The organism is Streptomyces sp. M2CJ-2 (genome assembly GCF_016757295.1).
GTDB lineage: Bacteria > Actinomycetota > Actinomycetes > Streptomycetales > Streptomycetaceae > Streptomyces.
On sequence record NZ_JAESIF010000014.1, the window covers coordinates 14,661 to 35,539 of the forward strand.

21 protein-coding genes and 1 riboswitch are annotated in these 20,879 nt (G+C 70.6%); of the genes, 13 read left to right on the plus strand and 8 right to left on the minus strand.

Annotated elements, in window-relative coordinates:
* Window positions 1–19: 19 nt before the first annotated feature.
* Window positions 20–1,510, minus strand: coding sequence for a SulP family inorganic anion transporter (locus tag JL475_RS13775; protein WP_202277884.1), 1,491 nt, complete (start codon window positions 1,508–1,510; stop codon window positions 20–22).
* Window positions 1,511–1,940: 430 nt separating this feature from the next.
* Between JL475_RS13775 and JL475_RS13780 the strand changes: the two genes are divergently transcribed.
* Window positions 1,941–2,354, plus strand: a complete 414-nt coding sequence (locus tag JL475_RS13780) for a MerR family transcriptional regulator (RefSeq protein ID WP_202277885.1) — start codon at window positions 1,941–1,943, stop codon at window positions 2,352–2,354.
* A gap of 228 nt (window positions 2,355–2,582) precedes the next feature.
* On the opposite strand, the gene JL475_RS13785 is transcribed toward JL475_RS13780, so the two are convergent.
* The 5 genes from JL475_RS13785 to JL475_RS13805 all read right to left on the minus strand — a co-directional run bounded on the left by JL475_RS13785 (window position 2,583) and on the right by JL475_RS13805 (window position 7,197).
* Window positions 2,583–2,822, minus strand: coding sequence for a hypothetical protein (locus JL475_RS13785; protein WP_202277886.1), 240 nt, complete (start codon window positions 2,820–2,822; stop codon window positions 2,583–2,585).
* Window positions 2,823–3,057: 235 nt separating this feature from the next.
* The gene (locus JL475_RS13790; protein WP_202277887.1) at window positions 3,058–3,663 is read right to left on the minus strand and encodes a hypothetical protein; all 606 of its coding nucleotides are present in this window, start codon (window positions 3,661–3,663) and stop codon (window positions 3,058–3,060) included.
* A 132-nt stretch (window positions 3,664–3,795) separates the two neighbouring features.
* Entirely contained in the window at window positions 3,796–4,431 is a 636-nt protein-coding gene (locus tag JL475_RS13795; RefSeq protein ID WP_202277888.1) for an N-acetyltransferase, read from the minus strand.
* A gap of 151 nt (window positions 4,432–4,582) precedes the next feature.
* Window positions 4,583–5,659 carry a family 2 encapsulin nanocompartment cargo protein polyprenyl transferase gene (locus JL475_RS13800; RefSeq protein ID WP_202277889.1) on the minus strand — a complete coding sequence of 359 codons (1,077 nt, stop codon included), beginning with the start codon at window positions 5,657–5,659 and terminating at the stop codon, window positions 4,583–4,585.
* Between the two features lie 131 nt (window positions 5,660–5,790).
* A complete protein-coding gene (locus tag JL475_RS13805; RefSeq protein WP_202277890.1) occupies window positions 5,791–7,197 on the minus strand; it encodes a family 2B encapsulin nanocompartment shell protein in 1,407 nt (468 codons plus the stop codon).
* 306 nt (window positions 7,198–7,503) lie between these two features.
* On the opposite strand from JL475_RS13805, the gene JL475_RS13810 reads away from it, so the two are divergent.
* The 5 genes from JL475_RS13810 (at window position 7,504) to JL475_RS13830 (ending at window position 11,681) form a co-directional block, all read left to right on the plus strand.
* Window positions 7,504–8,082, plus strand: a complete 579-nt coding sequence (locus JL475_RS13810; RefSeq protein ID WP_237407088.1) for an N-acetylmuramoyl-L-alanine amidase — start codon at window positions 7,504–7,506, stop codon at window positions 8,080–8,082.
* Between the two features lie 150 nt (window positions 8,083–8,232).
* The gene (locus JL475_RS13815; protein WP_237407062.1) at window positions 8,233–8,703 is read left to right on the plus strand and encodes a DUF6010 family protein; all 471 of its coding nucleotides are present in this window, start codon (window positions 8,233–8,235) and stop codon (window positions 8,701–8,703) included.
* A gap of 198 nt (window positions 8,704–8,901) precedes the next feature.
* On the plus strand, window positions 8,902–9,777 hold the full coding sequence (locus JL475_RS13820) for a 1-aminocyclopropane-1-carboxylate deaminase/D-cysteine desulfhydrase (protein WP_237407090.1): 876 nt from the start codon (window positions 8,902–8,904) through the stop codon (window positions 9,775–9,777).
* 336 nt (window positions 9,778–10,113) lie between these two features.
* A complete protein-coding gene (locus JL475_RS13825) occupies window positions 10,114–10,527 on the plus strand; it encodes an anti-sigma regulatory factor (protein ID WP_129802215.1) in 414 nt (137 codons plus the stop codon).
* The gene (locus JL475_RS13830; protein WP_307825045.1) at window positions 10,524–11,681 is read left to right on the plus strand and encodes an RNA polymerase sigma factor SigF; all 1,158 of its coding nucleotides are present in this window, start codon (window positions 10,524–10,526) and stop codon (window positions 11,679–11,681) included. The genes JL475_RS13825 and JL475_RS13830 overlap by 4 nt, the downstream gene beginning before the upstream one ends.
* Before the next feature lie 93 nt (window positions 11,682–11,774).
* Here the strand turns inward: JL475_RS13830 and JL475_RS13835 are convergent, their stop codons facing one another.
* Window positions 11,775–12,218, minus strand: a complete 444-nt coding sequence (locus JL475_RS13835) for a hypothetical protein (protein ID WP_202277893.1) — start codon at window positions 12,216–12,218, stop codon at window positions 11,775–11,777.
* A 129-nt stretch (window positions 12,219–12,347) separates the two neighbouring features.
* On the opposite strand from JL475_RS13835, the gene JL475_RS13840 reads away from it, so the two are divergent.
* Both JL475_RS13840 and JL475_RS13845 read left to right on the plus strand, forming a co-directional pair.
* The gene (locus JL475_RS13840; protein ID WP_202277894.1) at window positions 12,348–13,316 is read left to right on the plus strand and encodes a diacylglycerol kinase family protein; all 969 of its coding nucleotides are present in this window, start codon (window positions 12,348–12,350) and stop codon (window positions 13,314–13,316) included.
* Between the two features lie 320 nt (window positions 13,317–13,636).
* The gene (locus tag JL475_RS13845) at window positions 13,637–13,894 is read left to right on the plus strand and encodes a WhiB family transcriptional regulator (RefSeq protein ID WP_030219886.1); all 258 of its coding nucleotides are present in this window, start codon (window positions 13,637–13,639) and stop codon (window positions 13,892–13,894) included.
* Between the two features lie 198 nt (window positions 13,895–14,092).
* On the opposite strand, the gene JL475_RS13850 is transcribed toward JL475_RS13845, so the two are convergent.
* Window positions 14,093–15,568: a sensor histidine kinase gene (locus JL475_RS13850; RefSeq protein WP_202277895.1), complete on the minus strand. Its 1,476-nt coding sequence runs from the start codon at window positions 15,566–15,568 to the stop codon at window positions 14,093–14,095.
* Between the two features lie 661 nt (window positions 15,569–16,229).
* Here JL475_RS13850 and nagB point away from each other — a divergent pair.
* The 5 genes from nagB to JL475_RS13875 all read left to right on the plus strand — a co-directional run bounded on the left by nagB (window position 16,230) and on the right by JL475_RS13875 (window position 20,627).
* Window positions 16,230–17,015 carry a glucosamine-6-phosphate deaminase gene (nagB, locus tag JL475_RS13855; RefSeq protein ID WP_202277896.1) on the plus strand — a complete coding sequence of 262 codons (786 nt, stop codon included), beginning with the start codon at window positions 16,230–16,232 and terminating at the stop codon, window positions 17,013–17,015.
* 205 nt (window positions 17,016–17,220) lie between these two features.
* Window positions 17,221–17,985: a GntR family transcriptional regulator gene (locus JL475_RS13860; protein ID WP_202277897.1), complete on the plus strand. Its 765-nt coding sequence runs from the start codon at window positions 17,221–17,223 to the stop codon at window positions 17,983–17,985.
* Between the two features lie 165 nt (window positions 17,986–18,150).
* The gene (locus JL475_RS13865) at window positions 18,151–18,417 is read left to right on the plus strand and encodes a DUF3311 domain-containing protein (protein WP_202277898.1); all 267 of its coding nucleotides are present in this window, start codon (window positions 18,151–18,153) and stop codon (window positions 18,415–18,417) included.
* Window positions 18,414–20,042, plus strand: coding sequence for a monocarboxylate uptake permease MctP (gene mctP, locus JL475_RS13870; protein WP_202277899.1), 1,629 nt, complete (start codon window positions 18,414–18,416; stop codon window positions 20,040–20,042). The genes JL475_RS13865 and mctP overlap by 4 nt, the downstream gene beginning before the upstream one ends.
* 78 nt (window positions 20,043–20,120) lie before the next feature.
* Entirely contained in the window at window positions 20,121–20,627 is a 507-nt protein-coding gene (locus JL475_RS13875; RefSeq protein WP_202277900.1) for a GNAT family N-acetyltransferase, read from the plus strand.
* A 38-nt stretch (window positions 20,628–20,665) separates the two neighbouring features.
* Window positions 20,666–20,836: riboswitch (cobalamin riboswitch) on the plus strand.
* Window positions 20,837–20,879 lie beyond the last annotated feature (43 nt).

Genomic DNA, 20,879 nt, shown 5'->3' on the forward strand with positions numbered 1-20,879 from the left:
GAGTGGGTCGCGGGGCTGGTCAGTGACCGGCTGCGAGTTCGCCGCTGAGCTTGCCGTGCAGGTGAGCGCTCGGGGTGTCGAGCCCGGTGATCTCGACGGTCTTGCCGCGCTGGGCGTACTTGGTCTCGATCGCGTCGAGGGCGGCGACGGAGGAGGCGTCCCAGATGTGCGCCGAGCTCAGGTCGATGATCACCCTGTCCGGGTCGGTGGCGTAGTCGAACCGGCCCACCAGGTCGTTGGAGGAGGCGAAGAACAGCTCGCCGGTGACCCGGTAGACCACCGTCTTGCCGTCGGGGTCGGCCACGGCGGTGACCTCGGCGAGATGGGCGACACGCTTGGCGAAGATCACCATGGCGGTGACGGAGCCCAGGACGACGCCGATGGCGAGGTTGTGGGTGACGACGACTGCGCCGACGGTGATCACCATGACGGCGATCTCGCCGACGGGCATCCGCTTGAGGGTCTTCGGGGCGATGGAGTGCCAGTCGAAGGTCGCGAACGACACCATGATCATGACGGCGACGAGGGCTGCCATGGGGATGTCGGAGACGACCGGGCCGAAGACGATGCACAGCACCATCAGGAACGCACCGGCCAGGAAGGTGGACAGGCGGGTGCGGGCGCCGGAGACCTTCACGTTGATCATCGTCTGGCCGATCATGGCGCAGCCGCCCATGCCGCCGAAGAATCCGGTGACGATGTTGGCGACGCCCTGGCCGATCGACTCGCGGGTCTTGTCGGAGTGGGTGTCGGTGATGTCGTCGACCAGCTTCGCGGTCATCAGCGACTCCATCAAACCGACCAGCGCCATCGCGAACGCGTACGGGGCGATCGTCGTCAGGGTGTCGAGCGTGAACGGCACGTCCGGCAGGCCCGGCACGGGCAGGGAGGACGGCAGTTCGCCCTTGTCGCCCACGGTCGGCACCGCGATGGCCGCGCCGACGGTGATCACGGTCAGGATCACGATGGAGACCAGCGGCGCCGGGACGACGGTGGTGATCTTCGGGAAGAACACCATGAGCGCGAGACCGCCGACGATCAGCGGGTAGACAGCCCATGGGACGTTCCGCATCTCGGGGACCTGGGCCATGAAGATCAGGATGGCGAGCGCGTTGACGAAGCCGACCATCACCGAGCGCGGGATGAACCGCATCAGCTTCGCCACCCCGAGCGCGCCCAGGACGACCTGGATGACGCCCGCGAGGACGACTGCGGCCACGAGGTGGCCAAGACCGTGCTCACGGTTCAGCGGGGCGATCACGAGGGCGACGGCGCCAGTGGCGGCGGAGATCATCGCCCGCCGGCCGCCGACGATCGAGATGACCACGGCCATGGTGAACGAGGCGAACAGACCGATCGCCGGGTCCACACCAGCGATGATCGAGAACGAGATCGCCTCGGGAATCAGGGCCAGGGCGACGACCAGGCCGGCCAGGACCTCGGTGCGCCAGACCTTCGGGTCGGAGATCCAGTCGGGCTTCAGGCCACGCAGGCGCGCAGCCGGGGACACAGCAGTGGCGGCAGAAGACAAGGGAGACGGAACCTGTCGTGCTCGGGCACACCCCGTTCGGCAGGCCGGGGCACGCGGGAGGACGCGGGAGCCGGACCGGCACCCCGCGGGCGGCTCCTCGCGGAGCCGGAAGCGGAAAGCGGAAAGAGGACGGGGCTGGGAACGGCCGTCAGCGCGGCCGGGCTCGCGCCCGAGGGCGAAGCGTCACGGCGGGCAGGCGGCGGCACCGGGCGTCACGGGCTCGCGCACGCTTCTCTCCTGCAAGAATCGGAACTTCGCCGGGGGCACCATCGGCCCCGACACGGCAACGGCGAGGCGGCGGAACGCCGCCCCCACCAACAGCAACTCTACTCTAACGTTAGAGTAGAGATGAGCGGCAACCACCCGGGGCGAGGCCGCCGACAAGGAGAAGGGCCAGGGGATCACGGGCGTGGACGGCAAGCACATGCAGATCGGCGAGGTCGCCGCACGGACCGAGCTGTCCCTGCGCACGATCCGCCACTACGAGGAGGCCGGCCTCGTCGCCCCCTCCGCACGGTCTCAGGGCGGGTTCCGCCTTTACACCGAGAACGACGTCGCCCGCCTCATGGTCATCCGGCGGATGAAGCCGCTCGGCTTCACCCTGGACCAGATGCGCGACCTGCTCGACGCCACCGATCGCCTCGACGCTGACGCCACCCTCGATGCCGACGAGCGCGAGGCCCTCCTGGAACGCGTCCGCACCTACCAGCAGAACGCCGCCGAACAGGTCGAGAAGCTCCGCGTCCAACTCTCCCGCGCCGAAGACTTCGAAGGCACCCTGCGCGCCCGCCTGGAACGGAACGCGCCCGCCGCCCGAGCCTGACGACGGCTCCCGCAGGCGTCAACCGTCGATACGGGCCGCAAGAGGCAAGGGCCTGGCGGAGCTGTTCGACGTCCGGCACCCCGGACAGACCGCTCACGGTCCGGCAGGCCGGCCCCGGTGCCCGGCCGGGCCGGCGAACGGGTCACGGCCGTTGATCAGGATCGTCGGCGAGCCGGTGAACCCGCACCGCTCGACTTCTCGCGGTCACGGGGCAAGCACGGGTGCGCGTCAGGAGACGGAACGCGGGCCTGTTTCCTTCGTGGGGGCCGCGTTCTCGGCGGACTCGGTCCGGAGGGGCCCGGCGGGGGCGTCGGCGACGGCATCGCGGTCCGGGTACCGCTCGCACTCCCGGTTGCCGCACGGTCCGTGGACCCAGGTCGGGACCCATGCGCCCAGCGTCTTGTGACGCCGGACGACCATCTCCACTGGCTGTCCGCAGGCGGGACAGACCGGCTCGTCGCTGCCCATGTCCCCAGGGTAGGCCCGACTGCGGTCCAGCGCTTCCTGCTGTACGTCCGAACCAGCACGCCGTTCATGAACGGCGTGCTGGTTCGGACGCGAACTCCGTCACCGGGAAGTCCACGCCGGACATCGACAGGCCGGTGCCCTGCACGATCGGGTTCGTGGAGCGGATCGCGGCCACGACCGTGCCGGAGAAGGTCGAACAGGCCGCGGAGTCAGAGGGAGGAGAGCGCAGTGGTCGTCAGCGCCGGGCCCCGTGGCGGCCGGTGGCGGGTACGGCCCGCTCCCTGGCGGCCGGTACAGCTGGCACAGCCGGCACAGTCTCGCGTTCGGCGCCCGCGGGCCAGACGATCTCGACGGGGATGCCTCGGGCGCGGGCATACGTCACCAGATGGGCGGTGGCGTCGCGGCCGTTGGACGGCGACCCGTCCCAGACCGCCAGGAGGAGGCCGCTGGAGGCGACCATCCGCTCGTCCGCACCGACGCAGGAATCGCGGTGATGCGGGTCGTACTCCAGCAGCCGCGCCTGGTCGGCGAGGTTCAGCAGCTCACCGGCGGCCATCCGGTCGCGCCTGGGCGGCATGGCGGGAACCCCGTGGTCCGTGGGGATGACGACGATCAGACGGCGGCCCGACGCACGCGCCGCGCGGCCGAACGCCAGCGGCGCTCCCGCCCCGCACCGCACCATGGCCGCTCCCCGGGCGCAGCGTTCCTCCAGACGCTGTCGCAGCTCGCACTCCACCAGTTCGAGCGCGCGCGGGGTGAGATCGGCGTGCCCGACCAACGCGATCTCCCCGCCCGCCCCTCCGTCGTGTCCCGCTCCGTTGCCACGCGCCGTTGTACTCATCTCGCCCCTGACAGTCCTCGGCCTCCGGTCCCCGGCCCGATCCCTGGCCAGTGAAGCCGGGGCACGGGCCGGTGACCAGGGCCGAACGTCCCTGACTCGGGAGGTGAGACCGAGAAGGGGGAAGCGGGGCGGTCAGGCGTGCTCGAAGGGCCGGCCGACCGCACGAGTGCGAGGTTCGCGCCACATCGGCCACATGTGGGGGCCGTCCGGGAGGAGCAGGGGCTCGCCGGCCGGGGCGAAGCCGAGGCGTTCGTACAGCACGCGGCTGCGGAGGCTGCTCGCCTCCAGATAGGCCGGCCGCCCCTCCCGGTCGCAGCGGTCGAGGACCGAGCCGATGAGCGCGGTACCGAGCCCCTCGCCCTGCCGGGCGGGTGTCACGCCGATCATCCACAGGTACTCGTGGGCCCGCCCGGAAGGGTGGATGCCCGCCGTCAGCCGGCCGATCATCTCCACCCGCTCGTTCTCCGGGTCGACGGCACGGCGTACCTCGGCCGGCCCCTCGTCGTCCTCGGGCGTCCCGTCGCCGTGCTCGGCCGCCGGCACCGACAGCCACAGCGCGCACGCCGAGCCGTCCTCCGTGACGTCGACGCGTCCCTCGACGAGCACGAGGTCGGTGAAGGCGGCCATCAGCCTGTGGTGCGTCGTACGGCGGTACTCCTCGCCGGGGAAGACCCAGCTGCTCACCGGGTCGTCCTGTAACGCCTCGTCCAGCAGCCGGACCAGCAGTTCCCGGTCCCCGTCCCCAGCCGTCCGGATCGCCACGCCCACGTCCACCCCTTCGCCTCAACTCTCTTCTACCGTACGGGTGTTGAGCCTAACGGGAGGGTGGCAGCAGACGCTTGCCGACATCTCGTCCGGCCGCGCCGCATGCCCGGTGGGTCCCGCACACCGTGGGGAAGTGCGGGACCCGCCGGGCGGTCTACGCGGTGCGCCGGGTCACGAACTCGGCGAGGGCCAGCAGACCGCCCGCCGCCTCCGGGTCGGGCACCGCGCGAGCGAGTTCCTGCATCACCCGAGCCATGCGGTCGGCCGCCTGGGCCTGCGCCCAGTCGCGGCCGCCCGCCCGTTCCACGGTCAGGGCGATGTACTCCAGGTCCTCCTCGTCCGCGTGCGGAGCCCCGTACAGTCCGGCGAGTTCGGACGCCGCCGGGGTGCCGGAGGTGAGCGCGGCGACCACCGGCAGGGATTTCTTGCGGGCTGCCAGATCCGCGCCGACGGGCTTGCCGGTGTGCCGGGGGTCGCCCCATATGCCGATCACGTCGTCGATGAGCTGGAAGGCCAGCCCCGACTCACGGCCGAACGCGTCCAGTGCCGCCACGTCCGCCGCCGCGGCATCGGCGTACAGCGCGCCGAGCGCGCAGGCGCAGCCGAGCAGCGCGCCCGTCTTGGCCTCGGCCATGGCGAGGGTCTCCTCGAGGGTGACCTCCCCTGGGTCGCGCCCCTCCATGGCCGTGTCCGCCTGTTGTCCGGCGCACAGTTCCACGACGCAGTCCGCCAGCCGGGCCACCGCGGCCCGGGACGCGGGGTGCGGGTCCTCGGCGAGCAGCCGCAGGGCGAGCGCGTGGAGGGCGTCTCCGGCGAGGATCGCGTCGTCGTCACCGAACACGGTCCATGCGGTGGGCCGGTGGCGCCGGGTGGTGTCCCGGTCCATCACGTCGTCGTGCAGCAACGTGAAGTTGTGGACCAGTTCCACCGCGGCGGCCGCCCGTACCGCCGCCGCCCGGGCCGCGGGCCCGCCGAGGGCGGAGGCCGCGGCGAGCACCAGTGCGGGGCGGATGGCCTTGCCGGACCCAGCCGCGGCCGGGGTGCCGTCCGCGTTCTCCCAGCCGAAGTGGTAGAGACCGATCCGGCGCAGCGGGCCGGGCATCGAGCCGATGGCGGCCCGCAGCACGGGGACGACCTCGGCCCGCGCCCGCTCCAGCAGGATCGCCGCCTCGTGACACTCGGCGGGTCGGTACTCGCTCTCCGTCTTCGGCTCGGTCATCGATTCCGTCATGGACTCACCTCTGGACCCGTCTCGAAGGATGAGCGGAGGTGGTACTTCCGCCTGCGTCACGCGCGCACCCCCAGGGTGTACCCGCCCGAACGGGCGGGGACACGGCGTACGCGCCGAAAGATCGCGGAAGGTCACCGCCAGCGACCGATCTCGACGTTCTCCAGGACGCCGAGCGCGTCCGGCACCAGGACGGCAGCCGAATAGTAGGCCGTGACCAGGTACTTGATGATGGCCTGTTCGTTGACGCCCATGAAACGCACGGACAGGCTCGGCTCGATCTCGTCGGGGAGGCCGGACGCCCGCAGTCCGATGACGCCCTGCTCCTCCTCGCCCGTACGCAGCGCGATGATGGAGGTCGTACGCTCCTCCGTCACCGGGATCTTGTTGCACGGGAAGATGGGCACACCCCGCCAGGTGGGGATGCGGTTGCCGGCCATGTCGATGGTCTCGGGGACGAGTCCCCGCTTGTTGAGCTCGCGGCCGAACGCGGAGATCGCGCGCGGGTGGGCGAGGAGCAGCTTGGTCCCGCGTCGCCTGCTGAGCAGTTCGTCCAGGTCGTCGGGGGCGGGTACGCCGTCGTGCGGCTGGATCCGCTGGTCGTACTCGCAGTTGTGCAGCAGACCGAAGCCCCGGTTGTTGATGAGTTCGTACTCCTGGCGCTCCTTCAACGCCTCGACGGTCAGCCTGATCTGCTGCTCCGTCTGGTTCATGGGCTGGTTGTAGAGGTCGGCCACGCGCGTGTGGATGCGCAGCACGGTCTGGGCGACGCTCAGTTCGTACTCGCGGGGCTTGGCCTCGTAGTCGACGAAGGTGTGCGGGATGTCCGGTTCCCCGCTGTGGCCGGCCGCGAGATCGATCTCCCGCTCACCGTACTTGTTGGTGCGCTGACTCGGGACGGAGCGCTGCTCCCGGAGGTGCCCGCGCAGTGTCTCGGACCGCTCGGCGACCTGCTCGACGGCGTCACGCGGCAGGACGAGCACGGTGCAGGCGGTCAGGGTGCGGGTGGTGTACTCCCAGATGGCGCCCTCGTCCAGAAGTGCCTGGTCGCCGAAGTAGGCGCCGTCGGCGAGGATTCCGAGGGACTCGTCGCCCCCGTAGGGGCCGGTGCCGACCTTCTCGACCCTGCCGTGGGCCAGCAGGAACACCTCGTCGGCCGGACTGCCGAACGAGGCGATCACCTGGCCGGCCCCGATCTCCCGCTGTCGGCAGCGGGTGGCCAGCTCCGCGAGCACTTCCTCGTCCTCGTACGACCGCAGGGCCGGCAGCTCGCCCAGCTCCGCCGGGATCACCTCGACGCGGTCACCGGTCTTCACGAAGGTCACCCGTCCGTCCCCGACGGCGTAGGTCAACCGCCGGTTCACCCGGTACGTACCACCCTGCACGTCCGTCCAGGGCAGCATGCGCAGCAGCCAGCGCGAGCTGATCTCCTGCATCTGCGGTACGGACTTGGTGGTGGTGGCCAGGTTCCGCGCCGCCGCCGTGCCGAGACTCTGCTGCTGCCGGGTCTGCTCCGTGCGGACCTCTTCGCCTACCGACATAAGGAATTGCCCTCCCAGTTGTGACCGGCGCCCATCCGTGCCGGACGCCGGTCTCCGAGACAGACCCTTCCTCACGGAACGTGGCTGCGGTATTACCCGAATGAGCGGGAATGGATCTTCAAATCCATGGGCATTCATGGAGGTTCCGTTCAGCGGCGGCCCGGCGACCGGACATTGTCCGGATCGGCTCGTACGGGGCTCGGGCGATGGGTGGCGCTCGCTCCGTTCAGGTACAAGCACCGTACGAGGCGGCCGCGACCGGCGGCCGTCGCGGCGCGAGAAGGAGGGGCGGCCATGGCCCCACCCATGTCCGCGAGCGCGTTCCTGAGCGCTCTGAAAGCGGAGGGCCTCAGAGTCGTCGAGGTCGGCGACTGGCGCGATCACAACCGCAATCACAAGGGCCCCTGGGGCCCGGTCCACGGCGTGATGATCCATCACACGGTCACCCGGGGCAGTGCCCGGACCGTCGAGCTGTGCCGCAAGGGCTACGAGGGTCTGCCGGGGCCGCTGTGCCACGGCGTCATCACCAAGGACGGTCGGGTCCACCTCGTCGGCTACGGCAGGGCCAACCACGCGGGCCTGGGCGACGACGACGTGCTGCGCGCCGTGATCGCGGAGAGGTCGCTCCCCGCGGACAACGAGCAGAACACCGACGGCAACCGGCACTTCTACGGCTTCGAGTGCGAGAACCTGGGCGACGGGGACGACCCCTGGCCCGCGGCGCAGCTGGAAGCCGTCGAGAGGGCCGCCGCCGCGGTCTGCCGTCGCCACGGGTGGAACGAACGATCGGTGATCGGACACCTGGAGTGGCAGCCCGGGAAGGTGGATCCGCGCGGGTTCACGATGGCGTCGATGCGGACGCGCATCCGTGACCGGCTGAAGTGACGCGGCGTCCGGGGACGTACGCGGGTGTGCGGGGCGCCGGGCCCGGCCTGGCGACAATCCGTCGGAAGCTGTCGCCCGGCCCCCTGGGTGCGCGGGAAACCCGCTTCTAGCGTGGTGGGCGACCCCCTCCCCCCAGGAAAAGGCCCCGCCATGCAGTACGTCGCCCCCATCGGCATCGGTGTTCTCTACGCCCTGCTGATGTCCCTCGTCCGCGAGCCGCACCGGCGGCGGCTGAACGCCGTCATGGTCGCCGGCGCGGGCGCCGCCTACCTCAGCGGGGGCGGCCTGGGCGGCTGGGAGTTCGCCTTCACGGCGCTGATCACCTATGTCGCGTTCCGCGGCCTGGACTCGTGGACGTTCATCGGCTTCGGCTGGCTGCTGCACACCGCGTGGGACGTCGTCCACCACCTCAAGGGCAACCCCATCATCCCGTTCGCCCCCACCTCGTCGCTGGGCTGCGCGATCTGCGATCCGGTGATCGCCCTGTGGTGCCTGTGGGGAGGCCCGTCCCTGATCGGCCTCGCCCGCCACCGGGGCCGCGGCCACCGCCGCGACACCCCCGCCGAGGCCGCCGGGCAACCCGGCACCGGGGAGCCGGTCCCGAGCGGCAGTTCGAACTGACGAAGGACATCGGCCACGCGTTCGCCCGCGGCACGACCGACGGCGGCGGAATTCAGCCATGCTCGCCCCGGACGGCCGGCGCCCGCCCCACCCGGTGCTCAGCTCCTCCCGCCGGGCGACAATGGCCCGGTGACCAGCTCGGACACCCCCGACCCCGCATCCGCCGCCTCCTCCGCCGACCGCGCGGGCCTCGCGGCTCTGCACCCCCGCCTGCCCTCACCGGTGCAGGACGTCGTGGACGAGCGGTTCGAGCGGCGCGGGGTGCGGCTGCTGCTGAAACGGGACGACCTGATCCACCCGGAACTGATCGGAAACAAGTGGCGCAAACTCGCGCCGAATCTCGCGGCGGCAGCCGGCCGGACCGTGCTCACCTTCGGCGGCGCGTACTCCAACCATCTGCGGGCCACCGCCGCCGCCGGCCGACTGCTCGGTCTGCGCACGGTCGGCGTGGTGCGCGGCCAGGAGCTCGCCGACCGCCCCCTCAACCCCTCCTTGGCCCGGTGCGCGGCCGACGGCATGCGGCTGCACTTCGTCGACCGGGCGACCTACCGCCGCAAGACCGCGCCCAGCACCTTGGCAGCCGTGCTGCGCGCGGCGGGCACCGAGGACGCGTACGTCGTCCCCGAGGGCGGCAGCAACCCCTTGGCCGTGCGCGGTTGCCGGGCGCTCGGCGAGGAGCTGGACGGCCGGGCCGACGTCGTCGCGGTGGCGTGCGGCACGGGCGGGACGCTCGCCGGGCTGGCCGCCGGACTCGGCTCCGGCGCTCGCGCGCTGGGCGTTCCGGTACTGAAGGGCGGCTTTCTGGCCACGGACATACGCGCCCTCCAGACCGAGGCGTTCGGCGGTCCGCTCGGCGACTGGAGCCTGGACGACCGCTTCCACTTCGGCGGTTACGCCCGTACCGCCCCGGAGCTCGAGGAGTTCGCCGCGGACTTCGAGCAACGCCACGGCGCACCCGTCGAACGTGTCTATGTCGCCAAGTTGCTTTACGCCCTTGTCTCCCTGGCCGAGGAGAACGCGTTCCCGCGCGGGAGCACGGTCGCGGCGGTCGTCACCGGCCGCCCCTTCCCGTGAGCACCTGAGCACGTGAGCACCTGACTGCACGGGCACGGTGGCAGACTGGTTCCAGTATCTCGCCGAGCACGTCCCGGTGTGACGCGAGAGGACTCCGGCAACGGACGGTTCGACCGTGTGACGTCTGGGTACGTCAATCCGGCGCGCGCTCTTCCCTTTCGGGCCCGCAGACCCCTAGCCACGGAGTGTATCCGTGGTTTTACTATGAGTGACAGTGTGGGTCGGGGTCCCGGGGACAGGACCGTCGGGAGCGCGGTAGCGTCACCGCTGAACCACGTATCGCGTTGCCCGGGGGCGACCCCGGCCCTGAACGCTTGTACCACCTTGGAGGTGAGGGTGTCCCAGATCGCAGGCGAGCCCGCGACCCAGGACTTCGTGGAAGTCCGGCTGCCGGCTGCGGGTGCCTACCTGTCGGTGCTGCGTACGGCCACGGCCGGTCTCGCGGCCCGGTTGGACTTCACCCTCGACGAGATCGAGGACCTGCGCATCGCGGTCGACGAGGCCTGCGCGATCCTGCTTCAGCAGGCCGTGCCGGGTTCGGTGCTCAGTTGCGTCTTCCGCCTCGTCGACGACTCGCTCGAGGTCACGGTTTCGGCGCCGACCACGGACGGTCACGCTCCCTCGCGTGACACCTTCGCGTGGACCGTCCTGTCCGCTCTCGCGGGCAAGGTCTCCTCCGCCGTGGACGACGACAAAACCGTTTCGATCAGCCTCTACAAACAGCGCGGCGCGGGACCCGGGCCGACGTGAGGAACGAGGACGGGCCGGTGCGGGACGAAGAACGCGGCACACGGGGGCTGCCTGCCGAGCGGATGCCGGGCGGTATCGACGGCATCGACGCCATCCCGGAACAGGCCCGGCCCCACCCGGAGGACGACTCCGCTCAGGCCGGTCCGCCGGGCGGCGGGCAGCCCGGCGGTGTCGCACGGAGCACGCCCGAGGCCGGGCGGCGGCCCGGGGCCTCCCCCGGACACCGGGAAGCCCCGGCGCGGGCGAGGCCGACGGCGGGGGACGAGGCGAGCGCTCGGGGAAGGGCGACGGGCGGGACGATGAACGAGCACGAGCGACACGCCGAGAGCGAGGTGCCGCGGACGCCGAGCGCCCAGGGTGTCCGGCACACCCCGGTGACGCACGGCGCCCAGCGCGACCCGCAGGACCGCAGCGGGGCACGCGCCTTGTTCCTCGAGCTGCGCACCCTGCAGGACGGCAGCCCCGAGTACGCGGAGCTGCGCAACCGGCTGGTCCGCATGCATCTGCCGCTCGTGGAGCACCTCGCGCGCCGTTTCCGCAACCGCGGGGAACCGCTGGACGACCTGACCCAGGTCGCCACCATCGGTCTGATCAAGTCGGTCGACCGCTTCGATCCGGACCGCGGCGTGGAGTTCTCGACGTACGCGACCCCGACGGTCGTCGGCGAGATCAAGCGGCACTTCCGCGACAAGGGCTGGGCGGTGCGCGTGCCGCGCCGGCTGCAGGAGCTGCGGCTGGCGCTGACGACGGCCACGGCCGAGCTCTCGCAGTTGCACGGCCGTTCCCCCACGGTGCACGAGCTCGCCGAGAAGCTGGCGATCTCGGAGGAGGAGGTCCTGGAGGGCCTGGAGTCCGCCAACGCGTACTCCACGCTGTCCCTGGACGTCCCCGACACCGACGACGAGTCCCCGGCGGTCGCGGACACCCTGGGCGCCGAGGACGAGGCATTGGAGGGGGTGGAGTACCGCGAGTCGCTCAAGCCGCTGCTGGAGGACCTCCCTCCGCGCGAGAAGCGGATCCTGCTGCTGCGCTTCTTCGGCAACATGACCCAGTCGCAGATCGCGCAGGAGGTCGGCATCTCGCAGATGCACGTCTCCCGGCTGCTGGCCCGCACGCTCGCGCAGCTGCGCGAGAAGCTCCTCGTGGAGGAGTGAGCGGGGAGTGAGCCGCCGCGCGGTGGAGCGAGCCGCCGCGGCGGGAGTGAACGCCGACGGCGCCCGAACGGCAGCGGCGGCCCGGGGGGAAAGCTACTTCTCGGAGTTCCCGGGCCCCCGGATGCCGAGGGCCCGGGTCGTCTCGGGGTTGAGCAGCAGCACCAGGGCCGTCACGGCCACCACCGCGAGCACGATTCCCACCGGGATGGCCACGCTGTCGGACCGCAGCAGGTTGTAGGCCACCGGCAGCGCCAGGAGTTGGGTGATGACGGCCGGGCCGCGGCTCCAGCTCCGGCGGCCGAGCAGTCCGCGCGCGGCGAGCAGCGGCAGCAGCGCGAGCACCACCAGCGTGAGTCCGCCGGTGACGGCCTGCTGCCGGTCGTCCGGCTGGCCGGTGAGCCCGCGGACCAGCATCCAGACCCCGCCGGCCAGCAGGCCCAGCCCCTCCAGGGCGGCGAGCCCCGCGGCGTACGTCAGACGGCGCGGGCGGGGGCCGGCGGCGTCCGGAGTGGTGGTGGGGGTCTGCTCGCTGCTCACCCCTGAAGGGTAGCCCTCGCCCGTACGCGTCCCCGTGCCGAGGTTCGCGCCCCTGGCCCCACCCCGCATCCGTTTCCGATCACCCCTCGGCCTGGGCTCCGGTACCGCCCAGTAGGTACCCTGCAACGCATGCGTGCACTTCTCGTGGTCAATCCGGCGGCAACCACCACGAGTGCGCGTACGCGCGATGTGCTGATCCACGCGCTCGCCAGTGAGATGAAACTGGAAGCGGTGACCACGGAGTACCGGGGTCACGCACGGGATCTGGGCCGGCAGGCGGCGGAGAGCGACGACATCGATCTGGTGGTGGCCCTCGGCGGCGACGGCACGGTCAACGAGGTCGTCAACGGCCTGCTGCACGCCGGCCCCGACCCGGAGCACCTGCCCGGCCTCGCCGTGGTCCCCGGCGGCTCCACCAATGTCTTCGCCCGCGCCCTGGGCCTGCCCAACCAGCCCGTGGAGGCCACCGGCGTCCTGCTGGACGCGCTGCGCGAGAGCCGCGAGCGCACCGTCGGTCTGGGCCTGACGTCGGGCACGCCGGGGACGGACGACGAGGCCGTGCCGCCCCGCTGGTTCACGTTCAACGCGGGACTGGGCTTCGACGCCGGGGTGGTCGGCCGGGTGGAACAGCACCGTGAGCGGGGCAAGAAGTCCACTCACGCGCTGTACATGCGTCAGGTGGTGCGCCAGTTGCTCGGAGAGCCGCGCCGTCGGCACGGGGTGATAACGCTGGAGCAGCCGGGCGAGGAGCCGGTCACCGATCTGCTGCTCTCCATAGTGTCGAACGCCTCCCCGTGGACGTTTCTCGGCAATCGCCCGATCTACGCGTCGCCTAAGGCCTCGTTCGATACCGGCCTCGACATCTTCGGTCTGAAGCGGCTGTCCACCGCCGCCGTTGCCCGGTATGGCACCCAGTTGCTCACTTCGTCCCCCGAGCGCGGGCCCCGGGGCAGGCATGTGGTCGCCGGACACGATCTGACCCAGTTCACCTTGCATTCGAAGGTGCCACTGCCCCTCCAGATGGACGGTGACCACCTCGGACTGCGCACCAGCGTGACGTTCACAGGCGTTCGCCGTGCACTGCGTGTGATTGTGTGAGCGGAAAAGGCTAAAGTCCTTTCACTCGAACGTTTAGACCAGGATCCACCCCATAGAAGTACGGCTGTGACCTAGTCGACACCGATGAATCAAAAAAAACTTTCCGGAAGGGGTTGTATCCGCCGCCGAGGTTTGCGAGTCTCTACATGGCGATCGGGACGGCCCGCAGCATCGGCCTCCACAGACCGCCGGAACCCCCCTTCATACCCAAGGACCACGCCAGGGAACCTGGCGTTCGGCCCTTCACTTGTTGGGGGATTCGTGAAAGCGTTCACATTCACAAGCCATCGTGTAGTTCACACCAAGGAGAGGTAGCAGCCATGGACTGGCGTCACAACGCCGTTTGCCGCGAGGAAGACCCCGAGCTGTTCTTCCCCATCGGCAACACCGGTCCTGCGCTGCTGCAGATCGAGGAAGCCAAGGCCGTCTGCCGTCGCTGCCCGGTCATCGAGAGCTGCCTGCAGTGGGCACTCGAGTCCGGTCAGGACAGCGGCGTCTGGGGTGGTCTCAGCGAGGACGAGCGCCGCGCAATGAAGCGCCGCGCCGCCCGCAACCGGGCCCGTCAGGCATCCGCCTGACAACCCACCCCTGCTGACAGCCTGAGCTTGGCGGCGCGTACAGCGCGTACGCAACTCCCGCCCCCGAGCCGCAGCACGCAGTTCCCCCGATGCTCCCCCGAGTTCTCGGCTCACCTCGAGCCGGAGGGGAACGCCATCAAACAAGCGAAGAGCCCCGGACCGTTCCCCGGTCCGGGGCTCTTCGCTTGTCGCTCCGTGTCACTTGTTCATGTCCACCGGGATGTCCAGGATCACCCGGGTGCCCCCTTCCGGGGCCGGGACCATGTCGAAGGTGCCGCTCAACTCGCCCTCGACCAGGGTCCGCACGATGTGCAGGCCCAGGTTGCCCGCGGTGTGCGGGTCGAAGCCCTCGGGCAGGCCGACGCCGTCGTCCTGGACGGTGACCAGCAGACGGGTCTCCTTCGTGGTGCCGCCGCGGACCGCGGTCACCTCGACCGTGCCGGTCTCCCCCTCACGGAAGCCGTGCTCCAGGGCGTTCTGCAGCACCTCCGTCAACACCATCGACAGCGGGGTGGCGACCTCGGCGTCGAGTATGCCGAAGCGGCCGGTGCGCCGGCCGGTGACCTTGCCCGGGGAGATCTCGGCGACCATCGCCAGGACCCGGTCGGCGATCTCGTCGAACTCCACGCGCTCGTCCAGGTTCTGAGAAAGCGTCTCGTGCACGATCGCGATGGACCCGACCCGGCGCACCGCTTCCTCCAGCGCCGCGCGGCCGCGTTCGGAACCGATCCGCCGGGCCTGGAGGCGCAGCAGCGCCGCCACCGTCTGGAGGTTGTTCTTCACCCGGTGGTGGATTTCCCGGATGGTCGCGTCCTTGGTGATCAGCTCGCGTTCGCGGCGGCGAAGTTCGGTGACGTCCCGGAGCAGGACCAGTGAACCGATGCGGGTTCCCTTCGGTTTGAGCGGGATCGCCCGGAACTGGATGACCACGCCGGTCGCCTCGATCTCGAACTCGCGCGGCGCCCAGCCACTGGCGACCTTGGCGAGCGCCTCGTCCACCGGCCCGCGGGAAGGGGCCAGTTCGGCGGTGGTGCGGCCGAGGTGGTGGCCGACGAGGTCGGCCGCGAGGCCCAAACGGTGGTAGGCGGACAGGGCGTTCGGGGAGGCGTACTGGACGATGCCCTCGGCGTCGAGCCGGATCAGCCCGTCGCCCACCCGGGGCAGGGCGCCCATGTCGAGTTGCCGGTCCGCGAACGGAAAGGCTCCGGTAGCGATCATCTGCGCGAGGTCGGAGGCGCTCTGCAGGTAGGTGAGCTCCAGCCGGCTGGGGGTGCGCACCGTGAGGAGGTTGGTGTTGCGGGCGATGACGCCGAGAACGCGCCCTTCACGCCGCACGGGGATGGACTCGACGCGGACCGGAACCTCCTCGCGCCACTCCGGGTCGCCCTCCCGCACGATCCGCCCCTCGTCCAGGGCCGCGTCCAGCATGGGCCGGCGACCGCGCGGGACGAGATGGCCGATCATGTCGTCCTGGTGCGAGGTCGGGCCGGTGTTGGGCCTCATCTGGGCGACGGAGACGTAACGAGTGCCGTCCCGGGTGGGGACCCACAGGACCAGGTCGGCGAAGGACAGGTCGGAGAGCAGCTGCCACTCCGAGACCAGCAGATGCAGCCACTCGAGGTCGGTGTCGTCGAGCGCCGTGTGCTGGAGTACGAGTTCGTTCATGGAGGGCACGTCAACGAGCGTACCGGGGCGTCGCACCCTCCCCCGGAAACACCCGCGGGCCGCGGCGCCTGAGAGGGACCCTCAGCCCTCCCGGCACCGCAGCCCGGAGCGACATCGGCCGAGGGGTGTGCGGTCCCGGTCGGCCGAGGGGTGAGGAACCGGGGCAGTCAGGGCAGAGAGCTCCGGGTCCTCGGTCCGCCTTCCTGTGCGGGGAAGGCAGGCTGGTGTGCACTGGTACGCATTGTGGACTAGACCACTACCCGTGTCCATGTGTCGGAGACTGTTCACTGTTGTCTTTTTCCGCGTCGACTTCTCATGCCGACTTCTCACATCGACTTCCTGCGTCAACTTTCCGTGTTGACTTCGGCGTTGACTTTCGATGTCGCGTTTTCCATGATCACGCGGAGACGGGTCCACTGTCGTCCACTGCGCAGCCTATCCCGCGGGAGCGCGGCGCGGGGCCGGAAGAGCACGGTGATTTCGGCGAGTGGGCCGCGACCGCCCCGTCCTGGGATGCTGGGGTGGGGCCGAGGGCCCGGCACCCGCGGCTTCGGCCCGGGGGCGGAGCCCCGGTTCTGTTAAATTTATATTGGTCTAAACCATAAGACTCGCCCGCCCCGCCCGGGGTCGGTCACCAGTCGAGTCCCCCTCTCAGATCGGCAGGCCCAGCGTGGAAGTTGTCATCGTTCCGGACGCCAAGGTCGGCGGCGAAATCATCGCCGGTGCCATGGCCCAACTCCTGCGGCGCAGGCCCGACGCCCTGCTCGGCGTGGCCACCGGCTCCACGCCGCTGCCCGTCTACCAGGCGCTGGCCGCCGAGGTGCGCTCCGGCGCCGTGGACGCCTCCCGGGCGAGGATCGCCCAGCTCGACGAGTATGTGGGGCTGCCCGCCGATCACCCCGAGTCCTACCGTTCGGTGGTCCGGCGCGAGGTGCTGGAGCCGCTCGGGATCGGGGTGGACGCCTTCATGGGGCCCGACGGCTCGGCCGAGGACGTGCAGGCCGCGTGCGAGGCGTACGACAAGGCGCTGGGCGAGGCCGGCGGCATCGACCTGCAGCTGCTCGGCATCGGGACGGACGGGCACATCGGGTTCAACGAGCCGTGCTCCTCACTCGTCTCACGCACCCGGATCAAGACGCTGACCGAGCAGACCCGGGCGGACAACGCGCGCTTCTTCGAGGGCGACGTCGACCAGGTCCCGCACCACGTCATCACCCAGGGCGTCGGCACCATCATGGAGGCCCGCCACCTGGTGCTGTTCGCCACCGGCGAGGGCAAGGCTGAGGCGATCGCCGCGACCGTCGAGGGTCCGCTGGCCGCCGTGTGCCCGGCGTCCGTGCTGCAGCTGCACCCGCACGCCACGGTCGTCGTCGACGAGGCTGCCGCCGGCAAGCTCAAGTTCGCCGACTACTTCCGGCACGCCTACGTGAACAAGCCGGACTGGCAGGGGATCTGACCGAAGGCCCCAAGGGCACTGTGGGCGTCGTGGGCACCGGGTGTCCACGGGCCACCCCGGTGGACTAGACCAGCCCCTGCCCCGGGGGTATACAGAGGGGATCACGGAGCGTGCGGGGAACCTCCCCGCCCACAGCCGTGCCACGATGTGAGCCGGGGCCGATGGGGTGTCGGTCGTTCGGCACTCGGAGCCGGGAAGGCAGAGCATGAGCACCGACGTCAACAGCACGGAGAGCGAGGGCGGAACCACGGTCCGTACGGCCCGCGTGCCCAAGTACTACCGGTTGAAGAAGCACCTGCTGGACATGACCGAGACGGCTCCGCCCGGCACGCCGGTCCCGCCCGAGCGCACCCTGGCGGCGGAGTTCGACACCTCGCGCACCACCGTGCGCCAGGCGCTCCAGGAGCTGGTGGTCGAGGGCCGCCTGGAGCGCATCCAGGGCAAGGGCACCTTCGTCGCCAAGCCCAAGGTCTCGCAGGCGCTGCAGCTCACCTCGTACACCGAGGACATGCGCGCCCAGGGCCTGGAGCCCACCTCCCAACTGCTGGACGTCGGCTACGTCACCGCCGACGACGGGCTCGCCGAACTGCTCGACATCGCCCCCGGCGGACGGGTGCTGCGCATCGAGCGGCTGCGCATGGCCAACGGCGAGCCGATGGCCATCGAGACCACGCACCTGAGCGCGAAGCGCTTCCCGGCGCTGCGCCGCAGCCTCGTCAAGTACACCTCCCTCTACACCGCCCTCGCCGAGGTGTACGACGTCCACCTGGCGGAGGCCGAGGAGACCATCGAGACCTCACTGGCCACCCCCCGCGAGGCCGGCCTGCTCGGCACCGATGTGGGACTGCCGATGCTGATGCTCTCCCGGCACTCCCGGGACCGGGACGGGCAGCCGGTGGAGTGGGTGCGGTCGGTGTACCGGGGCGACCGGTACAAGTTCGTCGCCCGTCTGAAGCGCCCGCAGGACTGAGTCCGGAGGGATTGGCGGGGGTTTCCCCTGAGATTCCGCCGCTGTCCGGGCGAGGTTCCGTGGAGTTTAAGTACGCAATCCCCGCGAGGGGTTCCGCCCCGGTCCGCCGCGACCTAGATTTCCTGCGCGTCAAACAGGCGATCAGCGAGGGGACGGAACCGTTCTATGTCGCAAGCCCCAGAAACCAGCAGATGGCCGGTGGTGACGCCGATGCGCGTCGTCATCGCCGCCTGCCTCCTGGCACCGTTCGTGGCCCTGATGTGGGTCGGCTCGTACGCGAAGACCGACCCCGTCCTCATCGGCATCCCGTTCTTCTACTGGTACCAGATGCTGTGGGTGCCGGTCTCCGCCTCACTGACGATGACCGCGTACAAGCTGTGGCAGCGTGATCAGCGCGCCCGCGCGGCCGTGAAGGGCGGTGCGCAGCGGTGAACGACGGCGTGAACGGCGTGGCACTCGCCGTCTTCGTTTTCTTCTTCGTCCTCGTCACGGTGATGGGCTTCCTGGCCGCCCGCTGGCGCAGGGCCGCGAACGAGCACAGCCTCGACGAATGGGGCCTGGGCGGGCGGTCGTTCGGCACCTGGGTCACCTGGTTCCTGCTCGGTGGCGACCTGTACACGGCGTACACCTTCGTGGCCGTGCCGGCGGCGATCTACGCGGCCGGCGCGGCGGGCTTCTTCGCGGTGCCGTACACGGTCCTCGTGTACCCGCTGATCTTCACCTTCCTGCCCCGGCTGTGGTCGGTTTCGCACAGGCACGGCTATGTGACGACGTCCGACTTCGTGCGCGGCCGGTTCGGCTCCAAGGGGCTGTCGCTGGCGGTGGCGCTCACCGGCATCCTGGCGACGATGCCGTACATCGCGCTCCAACTGGTCGGTATCCAGGCGGTGCTGGACGTGATGGGCGTCGGCGGCGGGGAGAGCACCCACTGGTTCGTCAAGGACCTGCCGCTGCTGATCGCCTTCGGCGTGCTGGCCGCGTACACGTACTCGTCGGGTCTGCGGGCCCCCGCGCTGATCGCGTTCGTGAAGGACACGCTGATCTACCTCGTGATCGCGGTGGCGATCATCTACATCCCGATCAAGCTGGGCGGCTTCGACGCCGTCTTCGCCAAGGCGAGCGAGGCGTACAGCGAGACCAACCCGGCCACGGGCGCGCCGCGCGGTGCGCTGGTGCCGGCCGAGGCGGGGCAGTGGACGTACGCCACGCTGGCGCTGGGCTCGGCGCTCGCGCTGTTCATGTACCCGCACTCGATCACCGCGACGCTGTCCTCGCGCAGCCGTGAGGTGATCCGCCGCAACACCACGATCCTGCCGCTGTACTCGCTGATGCTGGGCCTGCTGGCGCTGCTCGGCTTCATGGCGATCGCGGCCGGGGTCGAGGTCAGCAACGGCCAGCTGGCGATCCCGCAGCTCTTCGAGAACATGTTCCCGGCCTGGTTCGCGGGCGTGGCCTTCGCGGCGATCGGCATCGGTGCGCTGGTGCCGGCCGCGATCATGTCGATCGCGGCCGCGAACCTGTTCACCCGCAACATCTACAAGGACTTCCTCAAGCCCGACGCGACACCGGCGCAGGAGACCCAGGTCTCCAAGGTGGTCTCGCTGCTGGTGAAGGTGGGTGCGCTGGCCTTCGTCCTGACCATGGACAAGACGGTCGCCATCAACTTCCAGCTGCTGGGCGGAATCTGGATCCTGCAGACCTTCCCGGCCCTGGTGGGCGGCCTGTTCACCCGCTGGTTCCACCGCTGGGCGCTGCTCGGCGGCTGGGCGGTCGGCATGGTCTACGGCACGGTCGCGGCGTACGGGGTGGCCTCGCCGACGCAGAAGCACTTCGGCGGGTCCGCGAAGGAGATCCCGGGGATCGGCGAGATCGGCTACATCGGTCTCACCGCCTTCGTGCTCAATGTCGTGGTCACGGTCGTGCTGACCTTCGTCATGAGGTCGCTCAAGGCGCCCGAGGGCATCGACCAGACCAGGCCGGAGGACTACACGGCGGACGCGGGCGACCCGGGCGTCAAGGTGGAGCTCCCGCCGGCCACGGCCGGCAGCTCCCACTGACGCCCCGGGCACATCGGGTGACGGGCCGCCGGAGAAATCCGGCGGCCCGTTGTCGTATCCGTCCGGCACACTCGCACCATGGACATCGTCATCCGGCCGGTGGAGCCCGGCGAGTACGCGGAACTGGGTGAGATCACCGCGCAGGCCTACCTGCTGGACGGGCTGCTGGACTTCGGGGAGAGCGACGCGTACCTCGGCCGGCTCCGGGACGTGGCGGGGCGGGCGGCGGCCGCCGAGGTGCTGGTCGCCGTGGAGCGGGGGACGGTGCTGGGCGGGGTGACCTTCGTGCCGGGCCCCGGTCCGATGGCCGACATAGCGGGGCCGGACGAGGCGGAGATCCGGATGCTGGCGGTCGCCCGCGCGGGCCGGGGCCGGGGCGCCGGAGAGGCCCTGGTGCGCGCCTGCGTCGACCGGGCACGGGCGGTCGAGGGGTGCCGGCGGATCGTGCTGTCGACCCAGCGCACCATGCGCTCCGCCCACCGCGTCTACGAACGGCTGGGTTTCACCCGCACCCCCGAGCGCGACTGGAACCCGCTGCCGGACCTGGACGACATCATGCTGCTCACCTACGAGCTGACGCTCTGACATCACCGCGCTCCAGCACCACCCTGACACAAGATATGGGCCTGCTGGCGACAGACGGCACAAGATGTATGCTCATGCTTGCTGTCGCCGCAGGGGAATCCGGTGCGAATCCGGAACTGTCCCGCAACGGTGTACTTGTGCGTGTCCGCGTTTCCCGCGTGCCCGCACGGGCTTCAGTCCGAGGACCTGCCGACAGTGCGCCCGGCCGTCCGGTCCGGGTGCCTGACGTCCGGGCCTCGTGGGATGGGCCGG

Bases quoted from the DNA above. Each gene is read 5' to 3' on its own strand.
- JL475_RS13790 (WP_202277887.1), bottom strand. From the start codon at position 3,663: ATGAGTACAACGGCGCGTGGCAACGGAGCGGGACACGACGGAGGGGCG.
- JL475_RS13875 (WP_202277900.1), top strand. From the start codon at position 20,121: ATGGACATCGTCATCCGGCCGGTGGAGCCCGGCGAGTACGCGGAACTG.
- JL475_RS13860 (WP_202277897.1), top strand. From the start codon at position 17,221: ATGAGCACCGACGTCAACAGCACGGAGAGCGAGGGCGGAACCACGGTC.
- JL475_RS13800 (WP_202277889.1), bottom strand. From the start codon at position 5,659: ATGACGGAATCGATGACCGAGCCGAAGACGGAGAGCGAGTACCGACCC.
- JL475_RS13845 (WP_030219886.1), top strand. From the start codon at position 13,637: ATGGACTGGCGTCACAACGCCGTTTGCCGCGAGGAAGACCCCGAGCTG.
- JL475_RS13785 (WP_202277886.1), bottom strand. From the start codon at position 2,822: ATGGGCAGCGACGAGCCGGTCTGTCCCGCCTGCGGACAGCCAGTGGAG.
- JL475_RS13815 (WP_237407062.1), top strand. From the start codon at position 8,233: ATGCAGTACGTCGCCCCCATCGGCATCGGTGTTCTCTACGCCCTGCTG.
- JL475_RS13805 (WP_202277890.1), bottom strand. From the start codon at position 7,197: ATGTCGGTAGGCGAAGAGGTCCGCACGGAGCAGACCCGGCAGCAGCAG.
- JL475_RS13810 (WP_237407088.1), top strand. From the start codon at position 7,504: ATGTCCGCGAGCGCGTTCCTGAGCGCTCTGAAAGCGGAGGGCCTCAGA.
- JL475_RS13840 (WP_202277894.1), top strand. From the start codon at position 12,348: ATGCGTGCACTTCTCGTGGTCAATCCGGCGGCAACCACCACGAGTGCG.
- JL475_RS13865 (WP_202277898.1), top strand. From the start codon at position 18,151: ATGTCGCAAGCCCCAGAAACCAGCAGATGGCCGGTGGTGACGCCGATG.